10 protein-coding genes are annotated in these 14,445 nt (G+C 40.1%); 1 reads left to right on the plus strand and 9 read right to left on the minus strand.

The genetic code is table 11. The annotated features are described in order from the left end of the window. Positions 1-4: 4 nt before the first annotated feature. From IGK82_RS12765 to IGK82_RS12795, 7 genes are all read right to left on the minus strand, one after another. Positions 5-1,138 (minus strand): AAA family ATPase, encoded by a 1,134-nt coding sequence (locus IGK82_RS12765; protein WP_197908603.1) that lies wholly within the window; start codon positions 1,136-1,138, stop codon positions 5-7. Next, positions 1,139-2,107 (minus strand): DUF6414 family protein, encoded by a 969-nt coding sequence (locus tag IGK82_RS12770; RefSeq protein ID WP_430605121.1) that lies wholly within the window; start codon positions 2,105-2,107, stop codon positions 1,139-1,141. 38 nt (positions 2,108-2,145) lie between these two features. After that, the gene (gene rpsI, locus IGK82_RS12775) at positions 2,146-2,538 is read right to left on the minus strand and encodes a 30S ribosomal protein S9 (RefSeq protein ID WP_002354786.1); all 393 of its coding nucleotides are present in this window, start codon (positions 2,536-2,538) and stop codon (positions 2,146-2,148) included. A gap of 13 nt (positions 2,539-2,551) precedes the next feature. Continuing rightward, complete coding sequence (gene rplM, locus IGK82_RS12780) at positions 2,552-2,980, minus strand: 50S ribosomal protein L13 (protein WP_048670019.1); 429 nt, start codon at positions 2,978-2,980, stop codon at positions 2,552-2,554. Positions 2,981-3,216: 236 nt separating this feature from the next. Then, positions 3,217-3,684 carry a Dps family protein gene (locus tag IGK82_RS12785; protein ID WP_002354782.1) on the minus strand — a complete coding sequence of 156 codons (468 nt, stop codon included), beginning with the start codon at positions 3,682-3,684 and terminating at the stop codon, positions 3,217-3,219. A 127-nt stretch (positions 3,685-3,811) separates the two neighbouring features. Continuing rightward, positions 3,812-4,531 carry a DUF5105 domain-containing protein gene (locus tag IGK82_RS12790; RefSeq protein WP_016622550.1) on the minus strand — a complete coding sequence of 240 codons (720 nt, stop codon included), beginning with the start codon at positions 4,529-4,531 and terminating at the stop codon, positions 3,812-3,814. 83 nt (positions 4,532-4,614) lie between these two features. Further along, complete coding sequence (locus tag IGK82_RS12795) at positions 4,615-6,135, minus strand: gluconokinase (protein ID WP_002396789.1); 1,521 nt, start codon at positions 6,133-6,135, stop codon at positions 4,615-4,617. Positions 6,136-6,243: 108 nt separating this feature from the next. Between IGK82_RS12795 and IGK82_RS12800 the strand changes: the two genes are divergently transcribed. Next, entirely contained in the window at positions 6,244-6,936 is a 693-nt protein-coding gene (locus IGK82_RS12800) for a prepilin peptidase (RefSeq protein WP_016622549.1), read from the plus strand. A gap of 47 nt (positions 6,937-6,983) precedes the next feature. Here the strand turns inward: IGK82_RS12800 and rpoC are convergent, their stop codons facing one another. After that, positions 6,984-10,637 (minus strand): DNA-directed RNA polymerase subunit beta', encoded by a 3,654-nt coding sequence (gene rpoC / locus IGK82_RS12805; protein ID WP_002354777.1) that lies wholly within the window; start codon positions 10,635-10,637, stop codon positions 6,984-6,986. A gap of 166 nt (positions 10,638-10,803) precedes the next feature. Further along, positions 10,804-14,418 (minus strand): DNA-directed RNA polymerase subunit beta, encoded by a 3,615-nt coding sequence (gene rpoB / locus IGK82_RS12810; RefSeq protein ID WP_002389470.1) that lies wholly within the window; start codon positions 14,416-14,418, stop codon positions 10,804-10,806. Between the last annotated feature and the right edge of the window lie 27 nt (positions 14,419-14,445).

Here is a 14,445-nt window from a genome sequence, read left to right on the forward strand (position 1 = left end):
ATTTTTAGCTATCATTTCCCTGAATTCTATTTTCAAATAATACATTAAAGATATCATTTTCTATAAACTTATCTAACAGTCTAATATTTTTAAAAATTTCAACTGACTCCAAATACTTATTTTTTAGTTCAACCTCATCAATAAGTTTTTGGTCTTCAGTTGATATTTTTTTATAAATACTTTCAAATATTTTTTCTATTACTAAAGAGAGTTCTGATTTTGTTAGTTCTTTAAACTTTATTTTGGTATCTATTCTTGAAAAAATTGGAAAGCCAAGTACTTCAGCAATATTTTTTTCATTGTTGAAGTTAGATGTGAGTATAAAAATACAATTTGATACATCAACCTTATAATTTATATCTTCAAATTCTCCCTCATCAAACATTTGATAAAAAACATTGTACAGAGAGGGTGATACTTTATCAAACTCATCAATTAACACTACATTTGTTTCCCTAGATAATAAGTCTCTCGCTAAAGATGGCTTCCCATGAGTATCTCCAAATATATATTTAAATGCTTCATCTGTTTGCATCATGGAAAATTGAATTCTTGTGAGCTTTCCATCATAAAAACTACTTATTTTTTTTGCAAGTTCCGTTTTCCCTACTCCTGAGGGACCGTAATACAATAGCACTAATGGTTGATTTTCTTTCAAAACAGTTGACTTGTACAAACCAACACAAGTTTTTTTCTTAGCTTCCTCTTGTCCTACAACATGACTATTTTTTACATCATTATAAAATTTAATGATATCTTCCGAATCTGCTTCATAATAATCAGACTTACGGTTTTTTATTATATTATCAAACTCCACCTCCAACGAATACTTAACACGTTTAGGTGCATTTTGAATATATAAATTCTCAATATCATGTCCTAAAATCACTATGTTAGGGAAGTTAGTAATTACATGATCTGTTACAGAAGCAAAATCATCAGAATAAATAACTACATTTTCAATAATATTCTTATTTACCTCACCCACTTCATTTACAGCAGATGTATCATTAGCTCTAATTTTTTCATTATATTGTCTAATCAGCTCCATAAATGGAGTATATTCTTCAACACCATGTTTTTCAACATAAGCATTAAAATCTTTTTTTGATCCATCAAAAAGAACTATCTTATCCATTTATTTCACTCCTGCCAATATTACATCATATACTGGGACAATTTCATCAGATATAACTTTTTCATCAGCCTTCTTATCACTAAATCCTTGAAAGTCCAATTCAGTTTTATCTGAATTTAAATCAAATTCTTTTTCAAAATTTAATTCAGACATATATGTTTCCCCAACATATATAGAGTATAAGTTTAAGTTCATTCTTCTTAAATCTTGAATTCTATAATTGTTTTTGAAAGAATCGATATTAAATCGAAAAATTCTCTTATCTATAACTTTATCAGTTGAATCATCTACAGATTGGGTTTTTGTTCCTATCAATTCATAATACCCTTTGGTATTCCTTATCCCTTGATTCATTTTAGATACTGTCATTGTTATCTCTTCACCTACCCTTTGATTACCTTCCATCATTTCCGTTATAGGGGCAATCATAGCAAAATAAGTCATAGATTCTTTATCGATAGTCAATTTATATCCACTTGTAATATCTATCAATGATTTTCTTTTTCTAAATTCAACAGTATCTAAAAAATCAGAGAGTAAAGTATTCTCTAATAATGTTTTTGCAATTCTTCCGCCATGAATAGCTCCAGAAGCTCCAATTTGACCCTCAATTGAACCCGACAACCCTGTTAATTTTTCAAAAACAGCTTTAACTGCACTTTGCTTCCCAGCGGCCGCACTGGCTTTTACTTCACCATTGGCTCCACCACTTACTTCATTAACTAGTTCTATTGTTTGCTTAAAGTTTCCCTTTTTCTCTATCTGCAATAAATCAATTGCAGATGTCTCATCAAAATAAATTATTTTTTTCAAATTTTCCGCCAAAATAAAACCTCCTAATAATATACTCAGTAAATATATTATAACAGTTTTACAAATTTCTCGATAAAAATAAAAAAACACCAGTAAAACACTGATGTCTTTTGCTTTTATATTGATAAGAAAATTGATTTTTACACCAATTTCCACCAAATAATAGTCCAAAACGTTGATATATCTGAAACAGATTAACGTTTTGAGAACTGTGAAGCTTTACGGGCTTTCTTAAGACCTGGTTTTTTACGTTCAACCATACGTGCGTCACGAGTAAGTAACCCAGCGCGTTTTAAAGCAGAACGGAAGTCAGGATCTACTTGTAACAATGCACGAGCGATTCCGTGACGGATAGCTCCTGATTGTCCAGCATAGCCACCACCGTTTACGTTTACGATTACATCGTAAGCGCCTTTTGTTTCAGTTACGCCAAATGGTTGGTTGATAACTTCACGCAAGTCAGCATGTGGAATATATTCTTCTACGTCTTTTTTGTTTACAGTAATTTTACCAGTACCTGGTACTAAGCGTACGCGGGCAACTGCATTTTTACGACGGCCTGTGCCGCTATATTGTACTTGTGCCAATGAATTTCCCTCCTTAAATTAAGTTCGTGATATCTAATACTTCTGGTTGTTGTGCAGCATGTGGATGCTCAGCTCCACCGTATACGTTCAATTTAGTAAATTGTTTACGTCCTAAAGTGTTTTTAGGTAGCATACCTTTTACAGAAGTTTCGATAAGACGGCGAGAGTTTTTGTCGCGTAATTCACCAGCTGTCACTGATTTTAATCCTCCAGGATACATTGAGTGACGGTAGTAAATTTTGTCTGTAGCTTTTTTACCTGTTAATTTTACTTTATCAGCGTTAATTACGATTACGAAATCTCCAGTATCCACATGTGGTGTGAATGTTGGTTTATTTTTACCACGTAGTACAGAAGCAACAACTGCTGATAGACGTCCTAAAGGAACATCTGTTGCATCTACTACGTACCATTTACGTTCTACTTCGCCAGCTTTGGCCATATATGTTGTACGCACGTTTCTTTCCTCCAATTTTGTTTTCGATGTTTGACATACACTTGAGTTTCCGGGGCTCATTGTGGGGCAAACAATACCATTTAATATTTTACCTTCAATCACTGATAAAGTCAATGTTTTTCTGCGCTTTCAGAAAATAGATTTTCACTTATTTTTTTGTGCCTTTTAAACAGAAAAAAACCGCCAACGTCAACGTCAGCGGCTTTGGGAGTTGTTTTAAATTATGCGTCAATACCAGGCGCTTTGCCAAGTTTGGCTTGTAACATCCAAATATTTTTTTCGATGTCTGTTTTGTTTGCGATGAAAATGTCTTGTGTGCAGTCGTCGCCTTCTTCACCAGAAACTTCGATTCCTTTTGCGTAAAGGTCTGCTAAGTAACGGTAGCCTGCTACTAATTTTTCCATACGTTCTGGAATAGTGCGGTCCCAGTTACCAATTTCATCTTCAATTTTTGTATTTTCTGCGAATTCACGCAATGTTGAGAATGGAGAGCCGTCCAATGTGATTAAACGTTCTGAAACAACATCTAATTGCTCATTGATTTGATCCATGTATTCATCCATTTGTGGGTGAAGTGTTAAAAATTCAGGTCCACGCATATACCAATGTGTTTGATGAATTACCACGGAAAATTGGCTTAAATCTGCAACGAGTTGGTTCAAAATTTCTTTTGTTTTTTCAAATTTCATTCTTTGTCATCCTCCTAAATATTATTTCTACACTCTTAGTGTAATATGAATTGTGAAAAAAGTACACTGAAAACCTTTCTTTTTTAAAATTATTATCAAATTATAATAATTACAATTAAGAATCTAATTAATTTCCTGAAATCGCTGTTTTTTCATCCGCAGTGACGACTTTTTGTTCCGCTTGAGTAAGGATCGTGTCGAGTGCCTCTGTCAACTGGTCAGTATCTTCTTTTCCTGTGACGAAAGCTAAAAAAAACTGATTCAGTCTCAGTTGCTCCGCTGCCGGCAAGTACCATTGTCCTTCTACTTGCTTAACCGTTAATGGCAGTTCAACTGGCTCATGGCTGACATTGATTTGTTGGATTTCTTTTTTTAAAACGGCTAACGTGTGCTGCATGTCTAGCGCTTGTGTTGCCTGTTGCGTTTGCTGAAGAAGAGCAGTGGTTGTATCTTCAATCGCCGTCACAAAATCTAAGCCCTTAATCTGAAAAGTGATTGTCGCTTGTCCATTCAATTCTTTCGTGGCTACTAGTTGATATGACGCTTTTTTCTTCACTTGAGCCAGTAATTCTGTGCTAAGCTTCTGGGCTTCAGTCTCGGTGACTTCAGCGTTCATTTCTTTTAAGCTATTGAAAAATTGCTTCTGGAACTGTTGACGGCTCGTCTGCAAATGCTCCGCCAAGACTTTCGGTTCACGAAAAGTTTGAGAGAATGTCGCTGTCTTTTCTTGATAAATAAAGTAATCTACCAACTGTTGCGCTGCTTTTTCGCCGGAACGAGACGGCGCACTGCAGCTTGCTAACGCCCCAATGAATAACAGAAATAGTGGTAATAGCTGCTTCTTCATTCCTCATCCTCATTTCCTCAAGTCTTCGTCTCTCTTCTAGTTAAGCAACTTCTCAGCCATTTGTCAAAGCTATTTACTATCAATTATTTGCGGAATTCTGCTAATTTTTGATAACTTTGTGCTAAAACTTGTTGGGTTTCTTGAAAAACAGGATACAGTTCTTGATAAACTAGCAATTGATCCGCTCGTGGCGTGACCGTTTCATGAATCAGCACCTGTTGCGCCGCTGCTTGTAAATTTGGTAACTGCCCTAAGCCTTGCCAACCTAGCAAAACAGCGCCTAATGCCGAAGCTTCGGTGCTATCAGTGAACGATAACGTTTCTCCCAGCACATCAGCCATGATTTGACGGAACACAGGGGAATCAGCAAAGCCGCCTGTCGCTCGAATCTCCTGAACGGGTCCACCGAGTTGTTTCAAATCCTCTAAAATGGTTTTTAAATTGAAACAGATTCCTTCCACCACCGCTCGAGCTAAATGCCCGGCATGGTGATTTTTGCGCAAGCCAATAAAACTTGCGCTCGCCTCTGCATTCCACAGCGGTGCTCGTTCACCTAGCAAATAAGGATGAAACAGTAAGCCATTTGCCCCAGCTGGCACGGTTGCAATTTTGGCCATAATTGGGTCATAGAGATTGGTCCCGTTTTGGATAGCTTGCTGACGTTCTTCTGCAAAAATCGTTTGGCTCGCCCAATCTAACGCAACTGCACCATTACTACTTGCGCCACCAATCACCCAGTGCTGTTCATCTAGAGCAAAACAAAACGTTTCACCTTGCGGATGCAAAAAAGGTTCCTCGACAATATACCGAAGTGCGCCGCTCGTACCAACGGTCAAAGTCGCTACACCCATTCCTAGCGCTCCCAAACCTAAATTAGACAATGGACCATCCGCGCCACCAAGAACTAAAACCGTTTCCTCCTCAACACCAAGCATCTCTTGCCAAGAAGGCGCTAATGCTGGAAAAATGAACGTTGACGGGGCAACTTTTGGCAACTGTTCCTCCTCAATAGATAAATACGCTAAAATCGACGATTCCCATTGCCGCGTGTGAATATTAAATAAACCCATCCCCGAAGCACTACTATAATCTGTCCAGTATTCGCCAAAGAAACGGTAAAAAATGTAGTCCTTAATCCCAATAAACTTGGCCGCGCTCTGCGCAACGGCTGGCTGATTTTCCTGCAGCCAGCGAATCTTGTACAAAGGCGCCATTGGATGAACTGGCATGCCTGTCAATTGATAAAACAATTGGGCCGCTGGCGTTTCTTTTAACGCTTCCGCATAATCAGATGCTCGTGTGTCAGCCCAAGTAATCACTTGGGTCAATGGGCGTCCTTGCGCATCCATGGCAATTAAGCCATGCATCGCTGAAGCAAAAGAAATGAGCCCAATTGGTTGATTCTTCACTTGTTGTGTGACGGTTCGAATACAGTTCACCACAGCTTGGAACAGCGTTTCTGGGTCTTGCTCCGCCATTCCTTCAGTCTCTTGAATTAATGGATAACGCACATAGCTAGAAGCTACGACTGTGCCATTTGCTTGAAAAGCCACTGCTTTGGCTTGCGTAGTGCCAACGTCGACACCAATCGCTAATTTTTCCATTTGATTCCCTCATTTCTTGTTTCTTTTATTATTCCTAACAAAAAAAGATTTGTCTAGTCAAACGAAAAAGTTTAAAAAAAGCGTAGTTTATTTTTAAGGAGGTAACCTATGTTTTTCTTGAATCTCTTTTTGATTGGTGCCTGTTTCGGTTCTTTTTTATGCTTAGTGGCGGAGCGCTTACCAGTAGGGCGTTCTTTGTGGTGGCCCCCTTCCCACTGTCAAGGTTGCCACCAGCCTCTACAACTCTATGAATTAATTCCAGTTGTTTCGATTTTGCTGCAGCGCTTTCGTTGTCGAAAGTGTCAACAGCCAGTAGCTAAGAGTTATCTTTTAGCAGAACTTGTCATGGGCGGCTTAACCGCAAGCTGTTTTTCAGCTGGCCTGACGATTGATGCTTTGATTCTCTGGTGGTGGCTGACGAGCGCTTTCACATTATCCTTGATTGATTACTGGTATTTAGTGGTTGAACCGAAGATTCTTTATCCTAGTTTTTTTGTGCTTTGCTTGCTGAAAATTGCGGGTCAGCATTCGTTTTACTTACTGACTGGTCTTTTTTGTTTTTGTTTTTTCCAATCCGCCTTACATTATTTTCCAGAAGCCATGGGGCGAGGGGATCTTTTGTTACTGGGTTTGTGGGGCTGTTTTTTACAGGTACCTCAGTTGCTGATGCTACTATTTTTTGCCAGTAGTTATGGCCTAATCTATGGCTACAGCTGTAAATTTTTGGGGTATCCAGTTGAACAGACACTTCCCTTTGTCCCCTTTTTAAGTTTGGGCTTACTCACAATCAGTTGGTTATAGCAAATAAAAAAGCCGCAAGGAGCATGCTCCTTACGGCTTTTTAGGGTTTATTTATTGATGTTTTTCATCGCATCTTCAGCAGCCATTTGTGCTTCAATGTCTGAAATACTATAAACGTTTTCGCTAGCTACGCCAACTTCTTTTGGTTCCATGTTACGGTAACGAGCCATACCAGTACCAGCTGGGATGATTTTACCAATGATAACATTTTCTTTCAATCCAAGTAATGGATCTTTTTTGCCACGGATAGCAGCATCTGTTAACACGCGTGTTGTTTCTTGGAAGGATGCAGCAGATAAGAAGCTGTTTGTTTCCAATGACGCTTTGGTAATACCAAGTAAGACTGGACGACTAGTAGCAGGGACGCCACCAGCAACTAATGTGTCGTAGTTACGGTCTTTAAATTCTGCGATGTCCATTAATGTTCCTGGAAGGATTTCAGTGTCACCTGGATCCATTACGCGGATTTTACGTAACATTTGACGAACCATTACTTCGATATGTTTGTCGCCGATTTCTACCCCTTGCATACGGTAAACACGTTGTACTTCACGTAATAGGTAGTTTTCAACAGATAAAACATCACGAACTTGTAATAATTGTTTTGGATCAATTGAACCTTCTGTCAACGGTGCACCACGGTGGATGATGTCGCCTTCAGCAACTTTCATACGTGCAGTGTAAGGGACAGTATAGGTACGTGTATCTGTTTTTCCTTTGATGGTTACTTCTTTTTGACGTGTGGCAGGATCTTCAGAAATATCGATAACTTCACCGGTTACTTCTGTAATCACTGCTTGCCCTTTCGGATTACGTGCTTCAAAGATTTCTTGGATACGAGGTAAACCTTGAGTGATATCGTCACCGGCAACCCCACCGGTATGGAACGTACGCATAGTTAACTGTGTACCAGGTTCCCCGATTGATTGAGCGGCGATTGTACCAACTGCTTCTCCGACTTCAACGTCAGAACCAGTTGCCAAGTTACGTCCGTAACAGTGCTTACATACACCATGTTTTGTGTTACATGTAAAGACAGAACGGATGGTTACTTTTTCAATACCAGCGTCCACGATTTCTCTTGCAAGATCTTCAGTGATTAATTGATCCGCACCAATGATGATTGCACCAGTTTCTGGATGAACAACTGATTTACGTGTATAACGACCTAATAGACGTTCGTCTAATGGTTCGATAATTTCGTTACCTTCACGAATTGCTTCGATTTCAAGACCACGGTCAGTGCCACAGTCGTCTTCACGAATGATTACGTCTTGGGCAACGTCAACTAAACGACGTGTTAAGTAACCTGAATCGGCTGTCTTCAAGGCCGTATCGGTCATCCCTTTACGAGCCCCGTGAGTTGAGATAAACATTTCTAAGACAGAAAGTCCTTCACGGAAGTTTGAGATGATTGGTAATTCCATGATTCGTCCATTCGGAGCGGCCATCAAACCACGCATACCAGCTAACTGTGTAAAGTTGGAGATGTTACCACGGGCTCCAGAGTCAGACATCATGAAGATTGGGTTACGAGCTTCCATACTTTCGATCAGTTTTTGTTGGATTTCGTCTTTGGCACCGTTCCAAACGCCGATTACACGTTCATAACGTTCGTCATCAGTAATTAAACCACGACGGAATTGTTTAGTAATTGTTTCAACTTGTTTGTGGGCAGCATCAATGATTGCTTGTTTTTCATGAAGAACCATGATATCGGCAATCCCTACCGTCATCCCAGCATACGTTGAGTGTTTGTAACCTAAGTCTTTCATGCGGTCAAGCATTTTAGAGGTTTCCGTAATGTGGAATCTCTTGAAGACTTCAGCAATGATATTTCCAAGATTTTTCTTCTTGAATGGTAAAACTAATTCTTGCTCTTTAATATGTGCAGGAATGTCTGTACCAGCTTCTACGAAGTATTTATCTGGTGTTTGAACAGTTAAGTTATAGTCTGTTGGTTCGTTCAAGTAAGGGAACTCAACAGGCATGATTTCGTTAAAGATGATCTTACCAACTGTGGTGATTAAGATTCGTTCTTTTTGCCAATCAGTAAATGGTTTGTCACCTAAAAGTGTTGTTTGAACCCCAATCCGTGAGTGTAAATGTACGTAGCCATTTTGCCATGCTAAAACAGCTTCGTTCATGTCGCGGAAGATCATGCCTTCCCCTTCACGGCCTTCTTCTTCCATTGTTAGGTAGTAGTTACCTAAGACCATATCTTGAGATGGTGTAACAACTGGTTTACCATCTTTCGGGTTCAAGATATTTTGGGCAGCAAGCATTAACATACGAGCTTCTGCTTGTGCTTCTTCATTTAGAGGCACGTGAACCGCCATTTGGTCTCCATCGAAATCGGCATTGTAGGCTTCACAAACTAATGGGTGAAGACGAATCGCACGACCTTCAACAAGAACAGGTTCGAAAGCTTGGATCCCTAATCTATGCAACGTAGGTGCCCGGTTAAGTAAAACTGGGTGTTCTTGGATAACTTCCTCTAAGATATCCCAAACTTCATCTTCGCCACGTTCGATTTTACGTTTCGCATTTTTAATGTTTGTCGCAATTTCACGTTGTACTAATTCACGCATTACAAATGGTTTGAATAATTCAATCGCCATTTCTTTTGGTAAACCACATTGGTACATTTTTAAGAACGGACCAACGACGATTACGGAACGACCAGAATAGTCAACACGTTTACCTAGTAAGTTTTGACGGAAACGACCTTGTTTCCCTTTCAACATGTGAGAAAGAGATTTCAATGGCCGGTTACCTGGTCCAGTAACTGGACGGCCACGACGACCATTATCGATTAAAGCATCGACCGCTTCTTGTAACATCCGTTTTTCGTTTTGAACAATGATGCTTGGCGCATTTAAGTCTAATAAACGTTTTAGACGGTTGTTACGGTTGATAACACGGCGGTATAAGTCGTTTAAGTCACTTGTTGCAAAACGACCACCTTCCAATTGAACCATCGGACGTAAATCTGGTGGAATAACTGGGATAACATCCATTACCATCCAGCTTGGTTGGTTACCAGAAGCACGGAAGGCTTCTAAGATGTCTAAACGACGGATGGCACGTGTCCGTTTTTGACCAGAAGCTGTTTTCAATTCTTCTTTTAATTGCGCAACTTCGCCATCTAAATCGACGTTATCTAATAATTGTTTCACGGCTTCGGCACCCATAGCAGCTTTGAAGGCTTGGCCATATTGTTCACGTTTTTCACGATATTCGCGTTCCGTTAACAATTGTTTTTTCTCTAATGTTGTGTCACCTGGTTCGATGACAACGTATGAAGCAAAATAAATGACTTCTTCCAATGCACGAGGGCTCATGTCTAAAACAAGACCCATCCGAGATGGAATTCCTTTAAAGTACCAGATATGTGAAACTGGTGCGGCTAATTCAATATGTCCCATACGTTCACGACGTACTTTTGAACGAGTGACTTCAACGCCACAACGGTCACAGACAATACCTTTATAACGGATACGTTTATATTTACCACAAGCACATTCCCAGTCTTTGGTTGGACCAAAAATGCGTTCACAGAATAACCCTTCACGTTCGGGTTTTAATGTACGGTAGTTAATTGTTTCGGGTTTTTTAACTTCCCCATAAGACCAACTTCTGATCTTTTCTGGTGAAGCAAGCCCTATTTGCATACTTTCGAATTTATTTACATCGATCAAAAGGAATTCCCTCCATTTCCTTATTTAGAGAAGCTGAGTCAGCAACTTGTTAGCAAATGGCAAGCATCACTTGAAAGAAGGTCTGACGACACTTGGAACAAGTAATGACTTGCGCAGTTGCAACAAAGTCGCAGTTGAATCAACTCATCAGAGTGGTAGCGACAAATTAGTCTCTGTCTTCGGCTGTTTCAATTTCTTGAACAACGTCTTGTGCTTCTTCTTTCACGACTGATTCTGCTTCTTTTTCCAGCTGTTTCGCTGATTGTTGTTCCGCAAATTTGGTTAGTGCGTCAACGGTGATTAAATCATCATCGTCATCGTCCATATCGCGTAACTCAATCTCAGCTTCCTCAATGTCCAAGACACGCATGTCTAAACCAAGTGATTGTAATTCTTTCACTAATACTCGGAATGATTCAGGCACACCTGGTTTTGGAATTGGTTCACCTTTAACGATGGCTTCGTATGTTTTCACACGTCCGACAACGTCATCAGATTTGTAAGTTAAGATTTCTTGTAATGTGTAAGCAGCACCGTAAGCTTCCAGTGCCCAAACTTCCATTTCCCCGAAACGTTGTCCACCGAATTGAGCTTTACCACCCAACGGTTGTTGCGTAACAAGAGAGTAAGGTCCGATTGAACGAGCATGCAATTTGTCATCAACCATGTGGGCTAATTTAATCATATACATGACACCAACGGAAATACGGTTATCAAATGGTTCACCTGTACGTCCATCGTAAAGAACTGTTTTAGCATCGCTAGCCATACCAGCTTCACGAACAGTTTCCCAAACGTCTTCATCGGTTGCCCCATCGAAAACAGGTGTTGCGACGTGAATACCTAATTGGCGAGCAGCCATACCTAAGTGTAATTCAAGTACTTGTCCGATATTCATACGAGAAGGTACCCCTAATGGGTTCAACATGATATCAACAGGTGTTCCGTCAGGTAAGAATGGCATATCTTCTTCCGGCATAATACGGGAAACAACCCCTTTATTTCCGTGACGTCCCGCCATTTTATCTCCTTCGTGAATTTTACGTTTTTGAACGATATAAACACGAACTAACATGTTGACACCTGGTGATAATTCATCGCCAGCTTCACGAGTAAAGATTTTCACATCATGAACGATACCGCCGCCACCGTGAGGTACACGGAGAGACGTATCACGAACTTCGCGGGCTTTTTCCCCGAAGATTGCGTGTAATAAACGTTCTTCTGCAGATAATTCTGTAACCCCTTTAGGTGTGACTTTCCCAACTAGTAAGTCGCCATCTTGAACTTCAGCACCAATGCGGATAATCCCCATTTCGTCTAAGTCTTTCAATGCGTCTTCCCCAACGTTTGGAATTTCACGGGTAATTTCTTCAGGTCCTAATTTTGTATCACGTGCTTCTGATTCATATTCTTCAATATGCACAGAAGTGTAGACATCGTCTTTAACTAAACGACGGCTCATGATAATGGCATCCTCGTAGTTGTAACCTTCCCATGTCATGAAGGCAACTAAGACGTTTTGCCCTAAAGCCATTTCGCCTTCTTCCATAGAAGGTCCATCCGCTAAAGTATCGCCTTTTTCGACTTTTTCACCTAAGTGAACAATTGGGCGTTGGTTGTAGCTTGTTCCTGAGTTAGAACGACGGAATTTTGTAACCATATATTTGTCTAATGCGCCATTGTCGCGACGAACGCGAATTTCTTTGGCATCGACGAATTCTACGACACCGTCATGTTTACATAGTAAAGCAGCACCTGAGTCATGGGCTGATTTATATTCCATACCTGTACCTACCCACGGAGAGCGTGGTTGAATTAACGGCACCGCTTGACGCTGCATGTTGGCACCCATCAAGGCACGGTTGGAGTCATCGTTTTCTAAGAAAGGAATACATGCTGTTGCGACTGCGACTACTTGTTTTGGTGAAACGTCCATGTAGTCAACTTTGTCTACGGCAACTTCTAAGTTTTCACTTTGTAGACGCGCCATAACAACATCATTGGCAAATGTGCCATCTTCATTTAAAAGTGAGTTCGCTTGCGCTACGATATAATGGTCTTCGATGTCTGCTGTTAAGTAATCTACTTGATCAGTAACACGGCCTGTCGCACGATCAACACGGCGATAAGGCGTTTCGATGAAACCAAATTTATTCACTTTCGCATAACTAGATAAGCTATTGATCAACCCGATATTTGGTCCCTCAGGCGTTTCAATTGGACACATACGACCATAGTGAGAGTAGTGAACGTCACGAACTTCATAACCGGCACGGTCACGAGTCAAACCACCAGGCCCTAAGGCTGATAGACGACGTTTATGGGTTAACTCACCTAATGGGTTTGTTTGGTCCATGAACTGTGATAACTGTGAAGAACCAAAGAATTCTTTGATACTTGCTACCACTGGACGGATGTTAATTAATTGTTGTGGTGTCAATGTTTCTGTGTCTTGAATAGACATTCTTTCACGAACCACACGTTCCATACGGGCTAAACCAATACGGAATTGGTTTTGTAATAATTCGCCTACTGAACGGATACGACGATTACCTAAGTGGTCGATGTCATCGACATTGCCGATATCTTCCATTAAGTTGAAGAAGTAGCTCATTGAAGCAACGATATCTGCTGGACGAACTGTTTTTACGCTGTCGTCTGGATAGCCGTTACCAATCACATTTACGATACGTTCAGGATCTTTTGGTGAAAGAACTTGAATCACTTGGATTGTCATTGGTTCAGTTACTACCGCATCTTCACTTGGATAGTAAGTTACGCTGTTTAAGCCGTTGTCAATGTATTCGCCTAATGTTTCCATGATTTGGTGTGTTAAAACCGTGCCTTTTTCGACAATGATTTCACCAGTTTCTGGATCAACTAGCGTTTCAGCTAAGGTTAAGTTTAAGAGACGTGTTTTTAAGTCTAATTTTTTGTTAACTTTGTAGCGACCAACGTTTGCCAAATCATAACGTTTTGGATCAAAGAAACGTGCAGTTAACAAGCTACGTGAGCTATCTGCTGTTTTTGGTTCGCCTGGGCGAAGACGTTCATAAATGTCTTTCAAGCCTTCTTCTGTACGAGAATCACTTGCGTTTTTGTGTAAATCTTTTTCAATTGTGTTGCGTAAGCTTTCGCTGTCGCCGAAAATTTCGAAGATGGTATCATCTGAACCGAAACCTAAAGCACGAACTAACACAGTTAAAGGAATTTTACGTGTGCGGTCAATCCGAACATAAGAAATGTCTTTCGCATCTGTTTCCATTTCTAACCATGCACCACGGTTAGGAATGACTGTTGAGCCAAAACCTTCTTTGCCGTTTTTGTCCACTTTTCCATGGAAGTAAACACCTGGAGAACGAACTAATTGGGAAACGATAACACGTTCTGCCCCGTTGATGATGAAGGTACCCATTTCTGTCATTAATGGGAAATCGCCGAAGAAGACTTCTTGGGATTTAATTTCACCTGTTTCACGGTTAGTTAAACGTAATGTTACATGTAATGGCGCAGAATAGTTGGCATCATGTGCGCGGGCTTCTTCTACTGTGTACTTTGGTTCTTTTAATTCATAGTCAACAAATTCTAAGGATAAGTTTCCTTGGAAATCATCAATTGGTAAAATGTCTTCAAACATTTCACGAAGTCCCTCATCTAAAAACCATTGATAAGAGTCTGTTTGGATTTCAATTAAATTTGGTAATTCCAATACTTCACTGATACGTGCGAAACTTCTACGTTCGCGATGCTTTCCGTATTTTACTACGTGTCCAGCCAAGCTCTTCACCCCTCTAGTTATAAGTCT

It is taken from the genome of Enterococcus sp. AZ197 (genome assembly GCF_050556405.1).
Taxonomy (GTDB): domain Bacteria; phylum Bacillota; class Bacilli; order Lactobacillales; family Enterococcaceae; genus Enterococcus; species Enterococcus faecalis.

What these genes read in the sequence shown, in the direction of transcription:
- IGK82_RS12765 (WP_197908603.1), bottom strand. Translation starts at nt 1,138, where the DNA reads ATGGATAAGATAGTTCTTTTTGATGGATCAAAAAAAGATTTTAATGCT.
- rplM (WP_048670019.1), bottom strand. Translation starts at nt 2,980, where the DNA reads ATGGCCAAAGCTGGCGAAGTAGAACGTAAATGGTACGTAGTAGATGCA.
- IGK82_RS12785 (WP_002354782.1), bottom strand. Translation starts at nt 3,684, where the DNA reads ATGAAATTTGAAAAAACAAAAGAAATTTTGAACCAACTCGTTGCAGAT.
- IGK82_RS12790 (WP_016622550.1), bottom strand. Translation starts at nt 4,531, where the DNA reads ATGAAGAAGCAGCTATTACCACTATTTCTGTTATTCATTGGGGCGTTA.
- IGK82_RS12795 (WP_002396789.1), bottom strand. Translation starts at nt 6,135, where the DNA reads ATGGAAAAATTAGCGATTGGTGTCGACGTTGGCACTACGCAAGCCAAA.
- IGK82_RS12800 (WP_016622549.1), top strand. Translation starts at nt 6,244, where the DNA reads ATGTTTTTCTTGAATCTCTTTTTGATTGGTGCCTGTTTCGGTTCTTTT.